General features: G+C 54.7%; 19 protein-coding genes. 13 read left to right on the top strand and 6 right to left on the bottom strand.

The window, feature by feature from the left end; genetic code table 11:
- The first annotated feature begins 77 nt into the window (after positions 1-77).
- The 3 genes from BCV73_RS21565 (at position 78) to BCV73_RS21555 (ending at position 4,247) form a co-directional block, all read left to right on the top strand.
- Complete coding sequence (locus BCV73_RS21565) at positions 78-773, top strand: GntR family transcriptional regulator (protein ID WP_089548477.1); 696 nt, start codon at positions 78-80, stop codon at positions 771-773.
- The gene (ilvD, locus tag BCV73_RS21560) at positions 770-2,491 is read left to right on the top strand and encodes a dihydroxy-acid dehydratase (RefSeq protein WP_089548476.1); all 1,722 of its coding nucleotides are present in this window, start codon (positions 770-772) and stop codon (positions 2,489-2,491) included. The genes BCV73_RS21565 and ilvD overlap by 4 nt, the downstream gene beginning before the upstream one ends.
- Positions 2,492-2,696: 205 nt before the next feature.
- Positions 2,697-4,247: a potassium/proton antiporter gene (locus tag BCV73_RS21555; protein WP_089548475.1), complete on the top strand. Its 1,551-nt coding sequence runs from the start codon at positions 2,697-2,699 to the stop codon at positions 4,245-4,247.
- Between the two features lie 55 nt (positions 4,248-4,302).
- On the opposite strand, the gene BCV73_RS21550 is transcribed toward BCV73_RS21555, so the two are convergent.
- Together BCV73_RS21550 and BCV73_RS21545 are read right to left on the bottom strand one after the other, a co-directional pair.
- On the bottom strand, positions 4,303-4,689 hold the full coding sequence (locus BCV73_RS21550; RefSeq protein ID WP_089548474.1) for a DUF1634 domain-containing protein: 387 nt from the start codon (positions 4,687-4,689) through the stop codon (positions 4,303-4,305).
- Entirely contained in the window at positions 4,686-5,525 is an 840-nt protein-coding gene (locus BCV73_RS21545; protein ID WP_076173677.1) for a sulfite exporter TauE/SafE family protein, read from the bottom strand. The genes BCV73_RS21550 and BCV73_RS21545 overlap by 4 nt, the downstream gene beginning before the upstream one ends.
- A gap of 229 nt (positions 5,526-5,754) precedes the next feature.
- On the opposite strand from BCV73_RS21545, the gene BCV73_RS21540 reads away from it, so the two are divergent.
- Entirely contained in the window at positions 5,755-6,210 is a 456-nt protein-coding gene (locus BCV73_RS21540) for an Lrp/AsnC family transcriptional regulator (RefSeq protein WP_089548473.1), read from the top strand.
- 138 nt (positions 6,211-6,348) lie between these two features.
- Positions 6,349-7,227 (top strand): EcsC family protein, encoded by an 879-nt coding sequence (locus BCV73_RS21535; RefSeq protein ID WP_244169372.1) that lies wholly within the window; start codon positions 6,349-6,351, stop codon positions 7,225-7,227.
- A 217-nt stretch (positions 7,228-7,444) separates the two neighbouring features.
- Here the strand turns inward: BCV73_RS21535 and BCV73_RS21530 are convergent, their stop codons facing one another.
- From BCV73_RS21530 to BCV73_RS21520, 3 genes are all read right to left on the bottom strand, one after another.
- Entirely contained in the window at positions 7,445-8,710 is a 1,266-nt protein-coding gene (locus BCV73_RS21530; RefSeq protein ID WP_076173681.1) for an MFS transporter, read from the bottom strand.
- Between the two features lie 113 nt (positions 8,711-8,823).
- Complete coding sequence (locus BCV73_RS21525) at positions 8,824-9,450, bottom strand: AIM24 family protein (RefSeq protein ID WP_089550349.1); 627 nt, start codon at positions 9,448-9,450, stop codon at positions 8,824-8,826.
- A 114-nt stretch (positions 9,451-9,564) separates the two neighbouring features.
- Complete coding sequence (locus BCV73_RS21520; RefSeq protein WP_076173685.1) at positions 9,565-9,987, bottom strand: MreC domain-containing protein; 423 nt, start codon at positions 9,985-9,987, stop codon at positions 9,565-9,567.
- Positions 9,988-10,261: 274 nt separating this feature from the next.
- Between BCV73_RS21520 and BCV73_RS35125 the strand changes: the two genes are divergently transcribed.
- The 8 genes from BCV73_RS35125 to BCV73_RS21480 all read left to right on the top strand — a co-directional run bounded on the left by BCV73_RS35125 (position 10,262) and on the right by BCV73_RS21480 (position 20,501).
- Complete coding sequence (locus tag BCV73_RS35125) at positions 10,262-10,420, top strand: hypothetical protein (RefSeq protein WP_218828167.1); 159 nt, start codon at positions 10,262-10,264, stop codon at positions 10,418-10,420.
- A gap of 389 nt (positions 10,421-10,809) precedes the next feature.
- Positions 10,810-11,508, top strand: coding sequence for a hypothetical protein (locus BCV73_RS21515; protein ID WP_089548472.1), 699 nt, complete (start codon positions 10,810-10,812; stop codon positions 11,506-11,508).
- A 175-nt stretch (positions 11,509-11,683) separates the two neighbouring features.
- The gene (locus BCV73_RS21510; RefSeq protein ID WP_076173689.1) at positions 11,684-12,643 is read left to right on the top strand and encodes a helix-turn-helix transcriptional regulator; all 960 of its coding nucleotides are present in this window, start codon (positions 11,684-11,686) and stop codon (positions 12,641-12,643) included.
- A 308-nt stretch (positions 12,644-12,951) separates the two neighbouring features.
- Positions 12,952-15,006: a peptidoglycan D,D-transpeptidase FtsI family protein gene (locus BCV73_RS21500; RefSeq protein ID WP_481855798.1), complete on the top strand. Its 2,055-nt coding sequence runs from the start codon at positions 12,952-12,954 to the stop codon at positions 15,004-15,006.
- Positions 15,007-15,260: 254 nt separating this feature from the next.
- Positions 15,261-17,312, top strand: a complete 2,052-nt coding sequence (locus BCV73_RS21495) for a peptidoglycan D,D-transpeptidase FtsI family protein (protein ID WP_256992937.1) — start codon at positions 15,261-15,263, stop codon at positions 17,310-17,312.
- Positions 17,313-17,555: 243 nt separating this feature from the next.
- Positions 17,556-18,302 carry a Cof-type HAD-IIB family hydrolase gene (locus tag BCV73_RS21490; protein ID WP_076173693.1) on the top strand — a complete coding sequence of 249 codons (747 nt, stop codon included), beginning with the start codon at positions 17,556-17,558 and terminating at the stop codon, positions 18,300-18,302.
- A gap of 9 nt (positions 18,303-18,311) precedes the next feature.
- Positions 18,312-18,797: a DUF456 domain-containing protein gene (locus BCV73_RS21485; protein ID WP_076173695.1), complete on the top strand. Its 486-nt coding sequence runs from the start codon at positions 18,312-18,314 to the stop codon at positions 18,795-18,797.
- Positions 18,798-18,866: 69 nt separating this feature from the next.
- Positions 18,867-20,501, top strand: a complete 1,635-nt coding sequence (locus tag BCV73_RS21480; protein ID WP_089548470.1) for a putative polysaccharide biosynthesis protein — start codon at positions 18,867-18,869, stop codon at positions 20,499-20,501.
- A 32-nt stretch (positions 20,502-20,533) separates the two neighbouring features.
- Here BCV73_RS21480 and BCV73_RS21475 read toward each other — a convergent pair whose 3' ends face one another.
- Positions 20,534-21,910, bottom strand: a complete 1,377-nt coding sequence (locus BCV73_RS21475; protein ID WP_076173699.1) for a DUF2515 family protein — start codon at positions 21,908-21,910, stop codon at positions 20,534-20,536.
- Positions 21,911-21,939 lie beyond the last annotated feature (29 nt).

The raw sequence follows: 21,939 nt of genomic DNA, 5'->3' as shown, positions 1-21,939 counted from the left end.
GGGCATTTCATTTTTATTCTTGAATTTAATATATGTATGCGATATATTGCATACATAAGATAAAGGAGTGAGCGATCATGCCGATCCCTAAAAGTTATTCCTCGCCTGTGCGTATGACCGCCAAGGAGCGGGCCTTCAGCCAAATTCAGAGATGGATTATCGACGGCACCCTTCAACCGGGAGAAAAACTGGTGGATGCCGAGTTGGCAGAGGCGCTGGGGGTTTCCCGCACCCCCGTACGCGAGGCGCTGCAGCTGCTGGAAGTCCAAGGGCTGGTAGAAATGCATCCGGGAAGGGATACGCGCGTTCAGACGGTCGAGAAGGATGACATTCTGAAAATGTATGCTACCCTGGCTGCTCTGCATTCCCTGGCGGCTGAAACGGCTGCGACTCATATTTCGGCGGCGCAGATCGAACAGCTGAAGGGGCTTAACGCCGATTTCGCCGCCGCGATCAAGCAGGGACAGCCGTACCAGGCGATGGAGCTTGACGAGCAGTTTCATAACCTGATCGTGGACGCCTCTGATAATGCCTACGTTGCCTCCTTCAGCGCCTCGCTGCAAATCCATATCCGGAGGTTTAAGTATGTTTTTCTGGCCCAGCCGGTGTCGGCAACCGCTGCCTCGGCAGAAGAGCATGCCCGCATCATCGAGGCGTTCGAGAAGAAGGATGCGGCGCTGGCCGCCTCGGTGATGAAGCAGAATTTGCTGAGACCGATGAATGAGCTTTATGCATTCATTCAAAACCACTCGGAAGGAGACGATTCGAAATGACGAGTCAAAATCGATCAGATCTGCGGATTCGCAGCAAAGTCATCAGTGAGGGCGTAAACCGGGTCCCGAACCGGGCCATGCTCCGTGCGGTCGGATTTAAGGATGAGGATTTCAAGAAGCCGATGATCGGCGTGGCCAGCACCTGGAGCGAAGTGACACCTTGCAATATGCATATTGATGAATTGGCCAGGGAAGCCAAGAAAGGCGCTCAGGCCGGCGGCGGGGCTCCGCTCATATTCAATACGATCACCGTTTCCGACGGGATATCGATGGGGCATGAAGGCATGCTGTTTTCGCTGCCCAGCCGGGAAATTATTGCCGATTCGATCGAAACCGTCGTGAACGCCGAGCGTTTTGACGGCCTGGTAGCGATCGGCGGGTGCGACAAGAATACGCCGGCCTGCCTGATGGCGATCGGACGCATGAATCTTCCGGCTGTATACGTTTACGGAGGCACAATTCAGCCTGGATCGCTGAACGGCCGGGACGTAAATATCGTGACGGCCTTCGAAGCCGTCGGGCAGTATCATGACGGCAAAATGACTCCCGAGGAGCTCCATCAAATCGAGTGCCACGTTTGTCCGGGTGCCGGAGCCTGCGGGGGAATGTATACGGCCAACACCATGGCTGCAGCCGCGGAAGCGATGGGCATGAGCCTGCTTGGTTCCTCATCGACGGCGGCCATCGCAAGCGGAAAAGCCGATGAGTGTGCGAGGGCGGGAGAAACGGTGATCCAGCTTCTCGAAAAAGGAATTTATCCAAGAGACATTATGACGAAAAAGGCATTCGAGAACGCCATTACCGTCGTCATGGCTCTGGGGGGATCGACCAACGCCTTTCTGCATCTGCTGGCCATCGCCCATTCCGTTCAGGTTGATCTGACCATCGACGACTTCGAGCGGATTCGCAAGAAGGTGCCGCATCTTGCCGATCTGAAGCCGAGCGGCCGGTATATGATGCAGGATCTGAGCGATGCCGGGGGTGTCCCTGCGGTCATGAAGCTGCTGCTTGAAGCGGGCCTGCTTCACGGCGATTGCATCACCGTAACCGGGCATACGATCGCGGAAAATTTGGCAGCGGTGCCGCCGCTGCGGAGCGGCCAGAACGTCGTCAGACCGCTGGATCAGCCGCTGAAGCCTACAGGGCCGCTCGTGCTGTTGAAAGGTAATTTGGCGCCGGATGGGGCCGTAGCCAAAATGTCCGGCCTGAGCAGGCTGTCCTTTACCGGGCCTGCCCGCGTATTTGACAGTGAAGAAGAAGCCACGGAAGCGATCGTGAGCGACCGGATCCGGAAGGGAGATGTCGTCGTCATCCGCTACTCCGGACCGAAAGGCGGTCCCGGCATGCCGGAAATGCTGTCCGTCACCGCCATGATTGTGGGCAAAGGACTGGGCGGTGACGTGGCGCTTCTGACCGACGGCCGGTTCTCCGGCGGCTCGCACGGTTTTGTGGTGGGACACGTGGCTCCGGAAGCTCAGGTCGGCGGTCCGATTGCCCTCCTTCGGGAAGGGGATATCATTACCATCGACAGCGAAACCCAGGAAATCAATATGCAGGTCAGCTCCGAGGAGCTGGAGGAGAGAGCGAAGCAGTGGTTCCCGCCGCAGCTGAAGCATTCCGCCGCCGTGCTGCGGAAGTATGCGCGGCTCGTATCCTCGGCATCCAAAGGAGCCGTCACGGATGGGGACGATCCGCTCATGTCCAATAACCCCGCATAATCCCGCCTTTATTTGGAAAATGTAGACCCATGATTCCCCTTTTCAGAGGGCTGTTCTCACCGTCAATTGACGGCCTAAAGGGGAGGGGACATACCGCTTTTGTTTGTAACATTAGTTGCTTGGTTTATATATAACTAGGGCAATTTTCTTGTTCGCAACCGAAATTAAGGCGTGTTTACATTCCATTTTAAAGAGGCGAGGCTGTTTGGATTCCACAACACTGGTTAATTCACTTGTTCTATTAATGGCCGGCCTGCTGCTCGTCGGCGTACTGACCACCAAATTTTCCTCAAGATTCGGCATGCCGGCCCTTGTGCTGTTTATCATCGTTGGCATGCTGATTACGCGGTTCGTGTATTTCAATAACGTCCTCATCACCCAGATGGTCGGGATTTTGGCGCTGATTGTCATTTTGTTCGAAGGGGGCATGCAGACGAAGTTTGCTGATATCAAGCCGGTCATCAAGCCGGCCCTGTCGCTGGCGACGGTGGGGGTGCTGCTGACGACCTTTATCGTCGGCGTCTGCGCCAAGTATATTTTGGGCGTGTCCTGGGTGGAAGGCTTTCTCTTCGGTGCCATCGTCGGATCGACGGATGCGGCCGCGGTGTTCTCGGTGCTTGGAGGGAAAAATATCAAAAAGCGTCTGACCTCCACCCTGGAAGCCGAGTCCGGCAGCAATGACCCGATGGCCGTCTTTCTTACCGTCTCCCTGATCGAATATGTTCAGCATCCCGAGGCGGAAATCTTCCAAATGATCCTGTCGTTTTTCTGGGAAATGGGCATCGGCCTGGTCATGGGGCTGCTCATCGGCAGGCTGGCGGTTTACGTCATCAACAAGATCAATTTCGATTCGTCCGGACTGTATCCCGTGATGGCGCTCGGATTCGCCATTCTTGCGTACAGCGCCACCTCGGTGATCCATGGCAGCGGGCTCCTCGCCGTCTACGTGACGGCTATCGTCATGGGCAATTCCGATTTGGCCTATGGGCGTTCGATTATGCATTTTAACCAGGGGTTCGGCTGGATGATGCAGATCGTCATGTTCGTGCTGCTCGGCCTGCTTGTCTTTCCATCCGAGCTGCCGGGCATCGTCGGGGAAGGTCTGCTGCTCTCCCTGATTCTGATGCTGATTGCAAGGCCCGTTGGCGTCTTCCTCAGCACGCTCGGGATGAAGTATTCTTTCCGGGAAAAGCTCCTCATTTCCTGGGCCGGCCTGCGCGGAGCCGTACCGATCGTGCTGGCGACTTATCCGATGCTGGCGGATATGGAACACGGACGGCTATTTTTTAACGTGGTGTTTTTCGTCGTGCTGACTTCGGCTATTATCCAAGGGGCGACCATTTCCCCGTTTGCCGGGAAGCTGGGGCTGGCGGGAGAAATCAAACCGTCCAACCCTTCGCTCCTGGAGCTGACGGCCTTAGGCAAAGCCAAATCGGAGATCAACCACGTGGACGTCAACGAGACGATGGCGATCGCCGGCAAGGAAATTTCCGAGCTCGACCTGCCGGAGGACATTTTGTTTACAGCGATCATCCGCAACGAACAGATCATCGCTCCGCGCGGGAACACGAGAATCGAGTCGGGCGATACGGTGTATGTGCTGAGCCCGAAGGCGAAACGGAAGCAGGTGAAAGCGATTCTGACCTCGCCGGCGCTTCCGGTAGTTCATCTCAACGAAGAGAAGCAGAAGCCCGAAGAGGCCACTAACATCATACCGCCTAAAGATCCGGACGACCCTCCGGAACAGGAAACTTAATACAAAAGCCCTGCCTTCTTTGCGAAGAAGCAGGGCTTTTTGGAATGCCGAAGTTTCAGGCTTTTCCCAAGATAAAGCTGATGATCAGTATCAGCAGCACCAGGGTGGTAATCCCTGTATACAGCTTGTCGCCTTCGCGCACAAATACCCAGATGGAAATAGCGACGCGCAGTACGGGGGTCAGAATGAGAAGGATCAATCCGGCCGTGATGACGGCATAAGGCTTCAACGACGCGATTCCGCTCACAATATCGGGGAGGCTGTGCGGGTAAGAGCTGCCGGGGTATCCGCTGCTTCCCTCCATAAAAAAGAGCACCAATCCGACGATGATGACGGCTGCGCTCAGCACGACGCCGACCCGGAGCCAGCGGCTGACGGCCAGCTCCACCTCCAAAATATCTTTCTGTTGCCGCTCTTGACGTTGCTCGTTCGTTTCGCTCATTTCGTCAGTCCCACTCCTTCCAGAATCATCTGCACGGCCACGTACGCCAGCACCGGAATGAACAGCAGGCGGATCGTCTTGCTTTTGAGACGCTGCATAATTTGCGCTCCGACGGTCGCTCCGGCCAGAACGCCGAGAGCCACCGGTCCGGCGATATGCGGATCGATATCCCCGCGCAGCAGGTAAACCCCCGCGCTGGCAGCCCCGGTCACGCCCATCATGAAGTTGCTGGTAGCGGTCGAGACTTTCAAAGGAAGCTTCATGAACACGTCCATGGCCAGCACTTTGAAGCTGCCGCTGCCGATGCCGAGCAGGCCGGATACGATGCCCGCGCCGTACATGACGGAGAAGCCTCCGTAGACGTTTCCGGCATGGTAAGGGACGTCCTGCTTGATGGCTTTATCATAATAGCTTCCTTCAAGCCGGAGCTTCTTGGCAGCCGGGCTCATGCTGACCTCACCGGCGGCACCTTCGCTCTTCTTCTTGATCATATTAAACGCGGAGTAGATGAGCAGCAGCCCGAAGATGATATAGAGCAGATTAGGGGCGATGATACCGCCGATGAACGCTCCGGTGATCGCCCCGATGGTCGTGGCGATTTCCAGAAACATCCCGACCCTCATATTGGTGATCCGGTCGCGGATGTATGCGATGGCGGAGCCGCTTGAAGTGGCGATGACGGATATGATGCTGGCGCCGATGGCATGCTCGATGCTGACGCCGAATAGAAGCGTCAGCGCCGGCGTGACGATGATGCCGCCTCCGAGACCCAGCACCGATCCGACGATGCCGGCCAGAACGGAGATGAGCAGAATTTCCAAAGATAACGTAATCACATGAGTACACCTGCCTGTATCAGAAAATAAGAGTCCGGATTGCGCTCTTCCGCCGTGTCCCTGTACACTAAAAACACGGGGCTTATCGCATCCGGATGCCGTAGGACGGATTCATTATACACCGTTTGTATAATATTAACCATACAAACGGACGATATTTATGTAGTTTATTTATACAATGTAAAATACAACGAAGCAATGAAGCTTATGCCGGGAGAGGAAGAAAGCCATGAAATTCAAACACTTGGACGAAAAAGACAATATGATTCTGGATCATCTGCTCGATAACGGCAGGCTCAGCCATGCAGAGCTCGGCCGGTTTGTGAACCTGACGCGGGCTGCCGTGCGGGAACGGGTCAATGGCCTCATGGAGCAGGGAATCATCGATAAATTTACGGTGATTGTCAACCCGCTGAAGGCCGGAAAAAGCATGTCGGTGTACTTCTTGATCGAAGTGGAGTGGAACCTGCTTGAGACCGTTGCCGAAACGCTGCTGGCGGATGATGAAATCACGAGCGTCTACCAGATGAGCGGCGGCCCGCACCTGCATGTCCATGCATTGATGGATGACCAGGAGCATGTGGAAAAATATTTGCGGAAGCTCCAGACGGTGGAAGGCATCACGAACGTGCACAGCGAGTTTCTGATCCGCCGGTTCAAAGAGCGGGAAGGCATACAGATTTAAGATGTCCATCATGCAGCTGCATCCATGCGGTCTTTCTCGTTTATCATGCCTATCTTTGTATGTGGGTAGCCGGATCGCGGGAAAGGCGTATCGGGGCCGTGTTACATGAACAACCAATTTTGGGAGGTGTCTGGACAGATGGAGACCAAAGATCAGCTGGAACAGGAATTAAGGCGGATTGAAAAATGGGAGAAGGATCAGAAAAGCGCGTGGTTTTGGGAAAAATGGAGCCGGCTGCCGTTTATGCTGTTGGACCGGCTGACGCCGAAAGTGATTCAGGACAAGCTGGCCGAAGGGCTTGGCGAGGTCGGACGGTTTCTGCAGACCGGCGGGCAGTATTTGGTGCAGCGCAAATCCATTCTCAAGCGGCTTGAGCGGACGCATTCGCTTTTGGGAAGCGGACCGGAGGGAAGCAGAGCGCCGGAACCGGCGGATGGGCATGACGGCGGGGATGGAGCCGGACTGACGCTCGCCGAGGCGGCGAATCTGCCGCTTGCGGTCATGGACAGCGTGGCGGATGAGCTCACCGCGAGCCGCGCCAAGCTTGCTGCTGCCCAAGGGGCGACAACGGGCATTGGCGGCGTATTGACGCTGGCCATCGACATCCCTGCGGTGCTGGGCCTCTCTTTGAAGGTGCTGCAGGAGATCGCCGTTTGCTACGGATACGATCCGAGGGATGAGAAAGAGCGCCTGTTTATCGTCAAGTGTCTGCAGTTCGCATCGGCCGACATCGTCGGCAAAAAGGCGGTGCTGGACGAGCTTGGGCAGTTTGACGGAGAGCATGCGCCGGCCCAAGTCATGTCGCAGATTCAGGGCTGGCGGGAAGTGGTGCAGACGTACCGTGACAGCTTCGGATGGAAAAAGCTGTTCCAGCTCGTGCCGATTGCCGGGATTTTCTTCGGCTCCATCAGCAACAAGGGTACGATTGAGGATGTGGCCGAAGCCGGAAAAATGCTGTACAGGAAGCGCCGGATTGTGACCAAGCTGCGCTCGGAGCGGCCGGACGGTGAGGCATAGGGAGGCCGCGGCCGGTAAGGTGCAGTAGGACCCGCTGGGAGACGGCCTAACTTGGGTCGGGCAAGGGACTGTTATATTTACTCATGGGCCATAGAGATAACGGCAGTCTGCACACCCGCATATGCCGGCAACCTAAAAGGACCGCCACCAGGCTTATTATAAAGCCCAGGGCGGTCCCTTTTTGCAGATGAATCGCTTGGACGCGCAACAACGCTGATCAGGCTTCCGTTCCCTCGGACCACCGGTTCAGCAGCTTGTCGGACGGAAGCAGATAAGTCAGAATGCCAAGCAGCGGCAGGAAGCTGCAGATCTGCATGACGGTCGTAATGTCTACAATATCGGTCCATTTACCCAGCACGAGTGCGCCAAGGCCTCCCATTCCGAAAGCCAGGCCGGTAATAAGGCCGGAGACGGTTCCGATTTTGCCGGGGAACAGCATTTGCGCATACACGACCGTCACCGAGAAGCTGGAGAAGACGATCAGGCCGATGATCGCCAGCAGCACGCCGGACCAGAACAGATTCGCATAAGGCAGAAGGATGGCCAGCGGAGCAGCAAGGATCATCGAACAGAAGATCATGTTCCGTTTGCCGAACCGGTCGGCCAGCGGACCGCCAAAGAACGTGCCAACGGCGCCGGCTGCAAGGAACAGGAAAATGTAAACCTGCGCGTCGCTCACGGAAAGGTGGAAATTCTCCATGAGATAAAATGAAAAGAACGTGCTGATGGACGAGCTGTACCAGGAACGGACGAACACGAGCAGCACCAGCAGCACGATCGCGAAACGGACGCGGGAGCGCACTTCCGGCCGCAGCTGGCGCGCCTGCGTTTTCTTCTTCTGGTACGCCCCGGTGCGCAGGCGGTTGCCGTACCATCTGGCGATAAAGATTTGGACCGCAATGCCGGCCGCGGCGACGACGGTAAACCAGATCGAGCCGAACAGGCCGAGCGGGATGAAAATCCACATCGTCAGCACGGGAGCCAGGGACTGCCCGGCGTTGCCGCCAACCTGGAAGATCGACTGGGCCAGCCCGCGGCGCGTTCCGGAGGCCATGTGGGATACCCTCGAGCCTTCCGGATGAAAGGCGGCCGAGCCCAGGCCCACAAACACGACGGCCAGCAGCACGGCCGGATAGGTGGTGGCGAAGGCCATCAGCAGCATCCCGGTGAAGGTGAAGCCCATCCCGATCGGGAGCAGCGCGGGCGTCGGCTTGCGGTCGGCGAACCATCCGACCACCGGCTGCATGATGGAGGACGTAAAGTTGATCGCAAAGGAAATGATCCCGATCTGCGTATAGGTCAGGTGCATGGACGACTTCAGAATCGGGAAGATCGCCGGGATGACCGATTGGATCGAGTCATTAAACAGATGCACGAGACTGATGGCGATGAGGATCCGGTAGACCGTGGCCGACATATCCGGCTGCGTCAGCGGCTGCTGTCCACTTGGCGGCGAAGTCTTGGTCATCGTTTGAACGGACATGTTACCTCCTTGTGTTTGAACTCAAGAAGGATCGGCTATGTACATGTCAGGTCCTCTTTCGTTCGGAATGTTTAAGGAGATTATATGTCAGATTCAGGCAAACCGTATACCCCTTACTTGATAAAAACTCCCCCGAACGGAATGATCTCCCGCAGCACCCGCTTGATCAGCCCGTCGTTGTTCAGGTCCTTCTCCAGGTGGCTGCTCCGGTGTCCGGCCTGAAACAGCACCGTTCCCACACCCGTCATTTTAAAATGATAATTCATGTGCTGGCTGGCCAGCGTATTGCCGTAAACCGTCAAGTCGAGCTTAGCATTTTCGGGATAAGCGATCACGCTTCCCGCGTCAACGTACAGCGGCTCGTCCGGATGAAGCTCCGCTTCCAGGACCATGCCTTCGGTCAGGACGCCGATCGTGCCCGTCCCGGCAAATTTCACCTTGACGGCGTCACGGGTAATCAGCATATTCTTCGCGCTCAGAATCCGCGTTTTCATAGTGATGCCGGAGCTGTAAAAAAATAAATGCCGCAGGTCGTACAGCAAATCGCTGCCGCCGGCAAGCTTAATCGGCTTGACGCTGTAGCCGGGAGGCAGCGCTGCGGTAAAACTGCAGCTCCCCCGCATATCCGCCTGAATCAGCTTTTTCTTCCGGTACATCCCCTTGATATTCATAAGCCGGTCGCTCCGCCCGTCGGACGGTCCCCTGTAGGCGATGATCTGCTCCGGATGCAGAAAGTGCATCGCTTCCCCTTGTTCCAGCAGGAAGGTCACGGCTTGTCCGCTGTCCGGGCTTGCATGTTCCAGTATCGACAGATTCAATGGCAATTCCTCCTACTTCGGACTCCGGGTTTGTCGCTAGATCCGGTTGGCTCTGCGCATGAAGTACCGCATAATGCGAATAAAAACAAAATACCCGGCGGCAAGAGCAACCACAGTGACCAGCATGACTTTCAGCTTATGCTCCCTGGCTGCCCTTGCCTGATTGGTTTCCTGCAGCGCCTGAACGGTTTCGGACAGCTCCTTGTTCTGCGCCATCAGCTCGGCGTTCTGCTCCTGGTACTGCTTCGCGTTGGCTTGAGCCCGGTCGAGGTCGTCCAAGGTTTCCCGGTAGCTCTCCTTCAGCCGGTTGACTTCGCTGGGAAGGCCGGAGAACGTCTCCACCCCTTTATAAAAATCGTCGAAATAATTCGCTTTAGCGGAAGTCTTGAACAGCATCGTGCCGCATATGACAATCATCACCGCGCATAATAGGCGGATGAGCGATAAGTTCCGGTTCATAAAGCAACAACCTCCTGCATAGAGTTATAGAAAGTGAGGGTTGTCCATCACGCAGGACAGGCCGGAGCCGTCCATAGAATATACTCGAAAACCGGCGGGAAAGTTCCACTTTCGTCCATTTTTGCCGGACCGGTTTCAAATGGCGCCCAAAGCGGGTAAATGAAAAAGGAAGCCGGATGACGTACCAAAAGGCGGACAGAAGAGCCAGTCCCAGGAATAGATGAAGCCCTCTCAAATATACGAATATATACGACATGAAAAGGAGCAATGAATGATGCGTGACACAGAACAACAATATAAAAAGATTATGATTACCGTTAACGGCGAGCCTTTGGGCAAGGAGCTGTGGATTGACAAAATTACGTATGCACCGGTCCAAATCCGCGAAACGGCCGGTCCAAACGAAACCAAAATGAATGCAATTGTCAGTTAATGTCTAAATAATACCATATTTCAACACGCAAAAGACCTGGAATCCTTCGAGATTCTGGGTCTTTTTTCGCATGGGCGAAATTTATGCCGATAAAAAAAGTTGGCCGCTTCGAATCTACACTACACGTTTCGACATTTATTTCAATTTCGTTCTTTTATACTAGTTTAGGACAAATCGTAGGACTTTTTACATAAAGATGCATTGAAGCGAAAAAGCCGCGGTAAAGGGAGTGGTTTACTCGAAAAAAAGGAAGAATCAGGTAGAAAATAGTGGAATGTTGTGATATTATTTACAAATATATGAATACGAACGTATGTTCCGTGACAAGATGCTGTCAGCCAATATTGGTACGATATAAAGACGATGAATTAAGATAGGGGTGAACATCCATGCAGTCAGGTATACAGGATCAATTTACATGGAACCGCAATCATATTTTTGCCAGCGGAATGAATAAGGCTATTCTACTAGTCGAGTGGTACGGAGGAACGCTGCGTCCTGCCCGGAGGCGAACCTCCCCTAAGCTTATCGCCCGGGATGTGGAGCTGCACTTGTGGCTGGAACCGCATGTGACCTTGCTGCGTATTTACGGGGCAAAGGCAAGAAGAGGACTGAATCATTCATTGATCGTGCCGCTGGGGCATCTGCAGGACGGAGTCAAGCAGTTCTTTGCGATCGAGCTTGCCCTTGAGCCGCAAAGTCCAGGTCTTCATGGCGTTATCTCGGCCCAGTGGCGTTATAAGGAGCGGAACAAGGAGCGGATTAAGGAGCTCCCCGTCAAAGAACTTTATCTGAATTACACGTATCACATGGGGCTTTTGCGTCAGCCGGAGGATTTCCACGTCCATAAGCATGTGAAACTTCTGGAAACACCGGGAGTAGTCAAGGAAGCCATCAGGCTGTTCGAATTCGGCGATATTGAGCATGGGGAATGGGTGCTCCGCCGCAAGGGGGACGAGCTGCTGATCAGCGCGGCCCGGAACGCGGACGGCCGTTTGCTGGCCGAGGCCGACATGCTGTACCAGCTCAGCGAGCACTATGTAGGAACTTACATGAATAGGAATACTTCTTTGGTTAGAAACGGGTAAGGAGTCGCATGTATACCCTGCCATTTCAAGTACATATTTTTCAAGAAAAAATAGCAAAAACGAAGGGGATGGTCTTTGGAACATGAAAGCAGGATTCACTTTGCTACAAGTCGAATGGACTACTTCGGAAGTTGAGATATGAGTCTAATTTACTATACGAGCTAGGAGAATCCACATGACAGACAGACTGATCCGACTAATGCGCATTATCACCCTGGTTCAGGCCAAGCCCGGCATTCTGGCCAGGGAGCTTGCGGAGCGTTGCGGCACCAGCGAGCGGACGATATATCGCGATATGGATGCCCTGAGCGCCATGCACATTCCGATTACCCATCAGGGGCATGGCAAGGGGTACAGGTTCATCGGGGATTTTGCCTTGTATCCGCTGGATTGGACGGAAGAGGAAATGTCCGCTTTCGCGGCGCTTCCTTCCATTATGAATCAGATTAAACCGATCCTGCCCGCGGCGTTTGAAAGTGCATATGAGAAAGTCATGGCGGCGAACCATAAGCGAAGAGCAGATTCCGCGGTAACAGAGCAGCAAGAAGCGATGACATCGGCGGACAAGTCTGCGGCAGCGATACGGGATCAGCCGCCGTTTCTCATCCCGATCCTCATGGCCACCTTGTCCCAGCATACGATCCAGGCGGAATACGTTCTTTCTGACCGCCGGGAGCGAAAGTCCGGAAGAATCGATCCTTACTGGCTCGTACCTTGGAAGCAGCGCTTTTATCTGGTCGGCAGGAGCCATTCGGAAAGGAATATCCAAATTTACGCTCTTAGCAATTTTCAGCAGGTAGAAGTTTTAGATGACGTATTCGTCAAAGTACATATGCATGTTCAGCAAGAGTTGTTGGATCCTTATCATGAGCAGCACGAGCAAGACCAAATACAGTTTAAAATCAGGATCTCTCCCCGGATGGCGAGTATGTTCAGAACTGAGGCGTTTATTCCCCCGATGCGAATGGCGGAGAGCCGGGACGGCAGTCTGATTGTGGAGTTATGTGTAACCAACGTGGTTGAATTTATAAGCTGGCTGTCCCAGTATGGGGCGGAAGCCGAAATCATGGAGCCCGTATTTTACAGGGAAATGATGAAACGAAATTTACGCAAATGGCTTGCTTTATACAAATGATACAGGATCCCCGCACTTTATTGCTCACCCTGCAACAGGGAAATGCCAGCAGTTGACATCCCCCTGCCCGATGGATGCTGGCCCTGTCTTTTCAACTCCTCCGCATGCTTGGCAGCGACTTCAGGTATAGTTTCCCGCCTCATTCGAGAATCCAACGATGAAAGGCCGACTTCGCTTGAGTCATTACGATACAGCCCAGGAAATCGTATATTTATCATTTTCCTATCATTCTCCTCACTGTCAAGATATGTTAAAATTATGGGGAATGTTTTCCAGTATGAGATGAGTGCAAGGAAGTGGGGAGATCGGTGAACAATTTTTTGGGAAGGAACGTGAAAGGCGATAAGGACAATGAGCCCAAGTCCGGGCTTAACTTACGGGTGAATTTGTTTTTTTTCAGCACCTTCGTCATATTTTGCGTCATTATTATCCGGCTGGCCGTCATACAATTCGTCGAAGCGGACACGCTGACGGAGAAAGAAACCGGGCAAAACACGAAAAATATTCCGCTCCCGCCTGCCCGTGGAGATATTTTGGACGCGACCGGAACGAAACTGGCTTTTTCTACGCCGGTACAGTCGCTGTACATAACGCTTCAGAAGGATTACAGCAACGCGACGGAAAAAAGCAGGAAGAACCGTGCGGAAGCGCTGCAGTTGGCTCAGAAAATAGCGGATGTATTTAACGGATTGGGGGACCCGATCAAGAAGGAAGACATCATCGAAGCGATGGACCTGGACTCCAAGAAAGAGCACGGGTATTATCCGCGCCGGATCAAGATGGATTTATCACAGCGGGAGATCGCCTATTTCATGGAGCGGAAATCCGAATTTCCGGGGATCGAAATTATTGAGGAATCGAAGCGGACGTATAACCCGAATACGATCGCGGTGCAAACGGTTGGATACATTAAGAGCTTCAAGCATACGGAGTCGTTAAAAGAGTATGACGAGGCGCGCAAAGACCAGAAGGATCCCGGACTCGTCTATACGCCGGATGAGCTGGTCGGGGTCGACGGTGTCGAGATGTCCTTTCAAAAAGAGTTGCGGGGCAAAAACGGGTATAAAGTAGTCTCGGTAACGCCGGGCAACATCGTTGACGGCGTTGAGGAGATCGTCCCGCCCGAGAAGGGGAACGACGTCTGGCTGACGATCAACAAGCAGGTGCAGCAGACGGCGGAGCAGGCGATCATGGACCAGCTGGACTGGGTGCATCACAATCCCGTGTCTGGTGAGACGCATCCTAATGCGCTGACGGGATACGCCGTTGCCATGGAGGTGGACACCGGCAAAATTGTGGCCATGGCCAGCATGCCTGACTATGACACAAATGTATGGGCGGACGGGGGGATCTCCGATAAGGATTATGAAAAGATCAAGTTCAATTACCAGAATGGGACCATTACTCCCATTTCCTCAGGTAAATCAGGCCACAACATGGAGTCCACGCTGCTGCTCGGTTCCACGATGAAGCCGCTCAGCGTGCTGGTCGGCCTGAAGGAGCATTTGTTCTCGACGACGACACCCTATAACGATGTCGGCATTGCGTATTTCGGCAAAGAGAAGAAAGCTGTACGGAACTCGCAGAACCATGCTTACGGATACCTCCGCACCCCGGCTGAGGCCATCGAGCATTCGTCAAATACCTTTATGGTCGAAATGGTCGGTGACAGGCTGTATTCAAAATATAAAAACAAGGGCGGTACCTACAACAAGGGCATCGACGTCTGGGACAACTATATGAAGCAGTTCGGTTTAGGGGTATCAACGGGCATCGACCTCCCCAATGAATTTCTGGGCAGAAGGGAGTATATGCCCGATAAAAACGGCAAATTTCCGCAAACAGGCAGCGCCCAGGGTTCTCTCGTTTATGCTTCCTTCGGCCAGGAAGGCAAGTATACAACCCTCCAGCTCGCTCAATATACCGCCACACTGGCCAACGAAGGGGAACGCATCAAGCCGCAGATCGTCAGCAAGATTACCGACCAGAACGGCAAGGTGATCAAAACCTTTAAGCGTGAGGTGCTGAACAAGACCGACGAGTTTGACAAATCGTATTGGAATCTTGTGCGGCGAGGGATGAACACCGACGTAAAGTCGGCGTTTGCAGGCTTCCCTTATGATTTTGCTAGAAAAACAGGTACCTCTGAGCAGTGGGCAGATGGAAAAAACCGGGATAACGGTGTCTTTATCGCCTATGCCCCGCGGAACAATCCGAAGCTGGCCGTCGCCGTCGTCATTCCGGAAGGAGGCTTTGGCGCATACAGTGCGGCTCCGATCGCCCGCAAAATTTTCGATGCGTATGACCAGGAATACGGACTCGACGGGGTACCGAAGAAAAACAAGCAGGCTGTGAACCCGTAAGACCGTTCGGAAAAACGGCCATTCGGCTTAGCAGATTTACTGACGTCTGCTCCAATAGAACAATGCTTTCATATGTATATCTTGGATGAAGACCGACCCGATTTTCCGGGCGGTCTTTTTCTGTTGTTCTTAAAAAAGTAACAGCATCCTTATATCCCAACCCAGGGGAAGAGCGAAAGATGTCGAATGCATGCCTTTTATGCTAGAATAATAAAGGTCGTTTTACATAGGTCAGACAGGAAGGAGGAATGCTGGTGAGCGACTATACGACGGACCATGCGCAGGAAGGTCCGAAGAAAGGGAAAAACAGCTTTAACCTGCGGATTAACCTGTTCTTTTTCAGTACGTTTATTATTTTCTGTGTCATCATTATCCGGCTCGCCATTCTGCAGTTTGTGGAGGGGCCGACGCTGACGGAGAAGGAGTCCAGCAACATCGTCAAGGATGTGCCGCTGCCTCCGGTCCGGGGAACAATTTACGACGCTTCGGGCGTGAAGCTGGCCTATTCCACGCCGACCCAGTCGCTGTATCTTACCTTGATGAAGGATTACAGCGAGAAGAACGGGAAGAAGAACCGTCCGGAAGCCGAAAAGATGGCGGAGGATCTGCTGGAAGTGTTCAATAAATACGGCGATCCGAACGGCGAGAAAATGACCAAGCAGGATATCATAGATGCAATGGATCTGGATTACAAGAAATATTCGGGTTATTCACCGCGCCGGATCAAGATGGATTTGTCGGACAAGGAAATCGCCTACTTCTCGGAACATAAGTCCGATTTCCCGGGTATCGCGATCGAAGAGGAAAGCATCCGGCATTATGACCCCGACACCGTGGCGGTGCAGACGATCGGGTACATCCGGACCTTTAAGGGATCCAAAAGTTTGACCAAGTACAAGACGATCGACGAGCAGCAGCGCAGCGGCGATGCTCAGACCGATCCGGGCCTGATTTACACCGAACCCGAGTTTGTCGGTTACGATGGCCTGGAGCTGATGTATCAGGACGATCTGCGCGGCAAGAACGGATACAAGAAGGTGCCGATCGATCCCCGCAACATGCCGGAGGGCGTGGAGGATATCGTGCCTCCGGAGAAGGGGCATAACATCTACAGCACGATCAACAAGGAAGTTCAACTGCAGACGGAGCAGGCCATTACCGAGCAATTGAGCTGGCTCCACTCGCATCCGGTTTCGGGCAAGCTGCATCCGAACGCGACGACGGGATTCGCCGTCGCGATGGAAGTGAAGACGGGCAACATCGTCGCCATGGCCAGCATGCCGGACTACGATACGAACGTGTGGCAGTCAGGCAGCATCTCGCCGGAGAACTGGGATAAGATCCAGAATATTTACCAGAACGGCACGATCCGTTCCTTTAACCCAGGGAAATCCGGCAGCCATCCGGAATCAGTCGTGCTGCTCGGTTCCACGATGAAGCCGCTCAGCGTCCTGATCGGACTGAAGGAAGGCTTGATTCGAACAAACACCTACTATAACGATACGGGTGCGGCATACTTCGGTAAAGAAGGCCACCAGACCCGCGTACAGAACTCCCAGGGCCACGTATACGGCGGGATGGACCCGGCGCGTGCGATCGAGAAGTCGTCCAACGCGTTTATGGTCGACGAGATCGGGAAAAAGCTGTATGAAAAATACGGCTCCAAAGCCATCCAAGTATGGGACAGCTACATGACTTCGTTTGGCCTTGGGGTCAGCACGGGCAGTGGTCTGCCAGGTGAATGGGAGGGCCGCAAGGAGTACATGGATGTTAAAGCAGCTGGTTCAGCCCAGGCGGCCATGGCCTATGCTTCCTTCGGGCAGCAGGGGAAATACACGACGCTGCAGCTCGCCCAATACGCCGCCATGCTGGCTAACGAAGGCAAGCGGCTGAAGCCGCAGCTCGTCAGCAAGATCACCGACGACAAAGGCAACATCCTCAAGACGTTCAAGCCGGAAGTGCTGAACACCGTCAATTTCAGCCAGTCGTACTGGGATGAAATCAAGCGCGGGATGAAGAGTGACGTTTCCTCCTTTGAAGGCTTCCCGTACAGTTTTGCCCGGAAGACGGGGACATCGACCCAGAGCGTCGGCGGCAAGCTGATCGATAACGGGGTGTTTATCGCATTTGCTCCGAAGGAAAATCCGGTTCTGGCCATTGCGGTTATGATCCCGGAAGGGGGCTTCGGCTCGCAGAGCGCCGCGCCGATCGCGCGTAAAATTTTCGACGCGTACGACGAGGTGTACGGACTGGACGGCGTTCCGAAAGGCAAGAAGGAAACGACTGACGGTCAAAGCAACCCATAATAAAGTCAGGCAGTGCCTGCAAGGCCGTGGGATCCATCGGTGCTTGCGGTAAACTGGCTGACCTAGGCAGGCAGTGACACGGGACTTTCCCCGGCTGCCTGCTTTTTTAATGATAGGCCTGTCCAGCGATGTAAGTGCCGCTGCAAATCCTTTTTGTGAGGTCCCGGTCCTTGTGGTAAAATGTCCGTATGTCTGTGTCAAAACGGAAAGAAAAGCGCTGGAACAAGGACAGGGGGAAACGGCATGAGTACGAAATACAAGTTACTCGCACTGGATATGGACGGAACGCTGCTGACCGATGAGCAGAACATTTCAAAGGAAACGGCGCAGTGGATCCGCAAGGCATCGAAGCACGGCGTGCATGTGTGCCTGTCGACAGGACGGGCATTTATGAGCGCCCTGCCTTATGGGGAAGAGCTCGGGCTGACCACGCCCATGATTACGGTAAACGGCAGCGAGGTATGGCGTGCCCCGCATGAGCTTCACCTGCGTTCATTGATGGATGTGGAGCTGGTGAAGGCGATGCACGACATCGCGGTGGAAGAGGACTGCTGGTACTGGGCCTATTCCGTTGAGCAGCTGTACAATAAGGATCATTGGACGGATGACGTCGAAGGCAAGGAATGGCTCAAATTCGGCTATCATACAGAGGATGACGAAGCGAGACACCGTATACTCATGAAGCTGCAGGATATGGGCGGCCTTGAAATTACCAACTCCTCGCCGTTTAATCTGGAGATCAACCCGGAAGGCGTGAACAAGGCTGCGGGCATTGCGGAAGTGTGCAAGCTGCTGGGCCTGACGATGTCTGAAGTCATTGCGGTCGGAGACAGCATGAACGATCTGGCGGCGATCCAGCAGGCCGGACTCGGCGTAGCTATGGGCAACGCGCAGCAGGTCGTGAAAGATACAGCCGATTATATTACGTCAAGCAACAACGATGACGGAATCGCTGAGGTTATCCAAAAATTCATTTTTGACGAGGAGTGAGCATAGGCGATGGCTGTGCTTGGCTGGATTTTGGTCATTGCGCTGTTCGCAATCGGCTTGGCCGGCGCCGTGTACCCGATACTGCCGGGGGCGCTGGCTATCTTTTTTGCCTTTTTTGTGTATGGCTGGTTTTTTACGTTTTCCCATTTCAATACCTGGTTCTGGATCATCCAGGGCCTCATCATCGTGGTGCTGTTCGTAGCCGATTATGCCGTCGGCGCCTGGGGAACGAAGAAATTCGGCGGCTCAAGGCTCTCGGTCATTCTAAGCACCATCGGGGCTATCATCGGGCCGTTCGTCATTCCGGCCTTCGGACTTGTGATCGGACCGTTTGTAGGCGCGTTTGTGGGAGAGCTTATCAACGGATCGTCGCCGTCAAAAGCGGTGAAAGTGGGCTTCGGGACGCTTGTCGGCCTGTTCAGCAGCATGGTGATGAAAGTGATCCTGCAAATCGTCATGATCATCGTATTTTTCGTATGGATCGTGTTTTTCTAATGAGAAGATAACGCACGGGCGGTCACCCGTCCGGGGTTGTGCTTGCTGGGGAAAGAAGGGGAATAGGGTTTGGCGAAGAAAGAATCATTTATTAGAGGCACGCTCATTCTGGCTGCTGCTGCGCTGGTGGCACGCGTGCTCGGACTGGTGCAGCGGGTTCCGCTGGATCACCTGTTTAATGACATAGGCAAGGCCTCGTTTACGATTTCGAACAACGTCTATTTGCTGCTGCTGACCGTAGCAACGGCAGGCATTCCGAGTACGCTGAGCAAAATGGTATCCGAGCGCTATGCGCTGAAGAAGCCGGCGGAAGCGCAGCGCGTGTACCACGCAGCGCTTATTTTCGCCGCGGCGGCGGGCGTCATCATCACCATTCTGCTGTATGTGCTCGCACCGTATTATGCGACCTACGTTTCCAAAGTGCCGGAAGCGTCGCTCGCCATCCGCGCGCTGGCGCCGGCGCTGCTGCTGTTTCCGGCGATCGCGATGATGCGCGGATACTTCCAGGGCCGCGGCAACATGACCGCGGGCGGCATTTCGCAAATCGTCGAGCAGTTCGCCCGGGTCGGCACTGCGATCCTGCTGGCTTACATTCTGCTGAAGAGCGGATATGAGGACAGCTGGGTGGCGGCCGGCGCTTCTTTCGGGGGCGTGCTCGGCAGCATCGGCGCGTTTGCCGTCATGCTGTATTACACCGTCAAGATTCGCAAGCAGGACCGGGCGCTGATGCTGGAAGCCGGTCCGGATTCGCATCTGCCGATGGGCCAGATTTACAAGGATATCTTTACGATCTCGATTCCGATCGTGCTGTCATCGATGACCGTGCCGGTGGTCAACTTTATTGACTCGTCGATCGTCAATCCGCTCCTGATCGGCCGGATCGGCGAAGCGAAAGCGACGCAACTGCTCGGAATTCTCGGACAGCGCGCGCAGAGCGTGGCCGGCATCCCGCCGATTCTGGCCATCGCGCTCAGCACCTCGCTGATTCCGGTCATTTCGGCCGCTTTCGCCCGGAAGGACGAAGCGCATCTGAAGCAGCAGATCACGCTTGCGCTGCGCATCTCGATCCTGACCGGCATGCCGATCGTCATCGCCCTCTGCGTGGCGTCATATTCGATCAACGGCCTGCTGTTCAGCAGCCTGGACGGCAGCGGACTGATTATGCTGCTGACGTTCGGCACGATCTTCCAGATTACGATGATGACGACCAACTCGATCCTGCTGGGCGTCGGCAAAGCGTACCTGACGGTCATCAGCGTGATGATGGGCATAATCATTAAGCTCCTTGGAAGCCTTATTCTCGCTCCATGGCTTGGCATTTACGGCATCATCGCCGCGACGGGACTCTGCTTCCTCGTCATTACGTGGCTGAATCTGCGCGTCATGAAAAAAATCGTGCCGTTCTCCATTCTGGGGAAACGCTGGCGTGGTTTTCTCATTACCGTGATCGTCACCAGCGTCGTTGGATACGGGCTTAACGCCGCGGGCGACCAGCTCGTCCACATTTTGCCGGACAGGCTGGCGTTCCTGATCACCTGCCTGGTGGTTGGCGTCGTGGTCGTGGTGCTGTATCTGGCACTGCTGGTCATGCTCGGCGTGCTGCGCCAGCAGGAGCTGTCCAGCTATCCGCGTATCCTGCAGAAGGCTCTGCGTCCGCTGATGCGCCTGCAGCCGTCCCGGTTGAAATCGCAGGAACGGGGTTAATACGGTCCGTGCCGCATCAGTTTTAAGACAAGCTAATACGTTGAAGTCACAGCCCTCCCGACATCGTGCGTGAGGGCTGTTTTTTGCAGCGCGTTCCGGTGGGCATGCGTCATTTCGATCATCAAGGGCCGTCTCGGCCGGCTTACGTAATGAATCGCATCCTCGTTTTTGAACCAGTCATAACGCGGGATCGGTTCGCTGTACAGGTCATGCCACACATCGTGCAGGAGCGGGCTGTACAGGCGCCGGCCGCCGGGGAGCCATTCCTGCTTCATCAGCTCGACACTTTCCAGCGGGGAGTTCAGCGCGTTTTTCTTGTCATGGGTAAACAGCTGCGGCCAATATTCGCTCCGTGAACCGCGATGCTCGACGACTGAAGCGAACGAGTGCACGCCGGACAATACATCCTCGTAACCGAACAGAGTGGCGTAAAGCGCTTTTCCGAAGGCAATCCTCTCGTTCAGGCTGGAGAACTGCTCCAGAATGAGTCCGACCATGGAATCGGCGGCGTAGCCGGCTGACTCGCGGATCCGGGACTTTTCTTCGGGGGTATGGAACACGTCGGCTTCGAGCTCCGGGATATGCGGCAGCATCGGGAAGACGACTTGATTCATCTGAAATTTGCTGTGCATGGAAAATGCTTTTTTACGGAGGACCCGGCTTTGATAATAACCGTTCTGCACGACGCGGCCCTCAATATAGTTTTGTTCATTGATGATCAGCCCGATGGCAAGCAGGGCACTGTCCCGTTCAATCCAGAAGCGGTCCCAGAACGGGCTCATGAACGCCGATACGCCAAAGCTCGGGAGCAGGTGAAACAAGCTCCGTCCAAGGCGCCGGCTGTGACTGTACAGCAGAAGCTGGGGGTAGGCGTCCTGAAAAATGAGCGCGTTGCACCGCTCCAGCATCCGGTACAGGTCTTCCCGGGCGGAAGGCTCCATCAGATCGGACATGAGTCCGCCCTTCAGGTCGCTCATATTCCAGCCGGCGTTCCGCGACACCATGTGGGCCAAAAAGGACCAATGGAGCTCGGGATACTCCCGGTAGCAATCGTAATAGGCCTTCGTCCGCGTAATGTTGCTGCGGTTCGCCTCCCGGGTGCGGGTCCGGATCGTATGTAGAATGTCCTGCTCTTCCTGGGAGCGGGCATTCGTATCCCGGGGATAAGCCAGATGGTTGCGCATTTCCCGCATCCGGCCGATGTCGCCGGCCATCCGGTCCAGCTGGTCGCGGATACTCTGGGCGGACGTCTCCTTCCAGTCGAGCGGCCGGCGCCGCCGGGTCAACTGCCGGGAGGCTTTCCAGCCGGCGGCTTTGCCGCGGGCGACCTCGGCGGCCGTCTTCGGCAGGGCCGACATGATCCGGATCCAGGCGGGTACAAGGGTGCGCTGTGCAGATGTTACCGGCATGACCGCATCCTCCTTTCTTGTAAACCTCA

Origin of the sequence: Paenibacillus sp. SSG-1, from assembly GCF_002224835.1 — a bacterium.
Taxonomy (GTDB): Bacteria; Bacillota; Bacilli; order Paenibacillales; family Paenibacillaceae; genus Paenibacillus_AQ; species Paenibacillus_AQ favisporus.
This window is presented reverse-complemented; position numbering and strand designations above follow the sequence as displayed.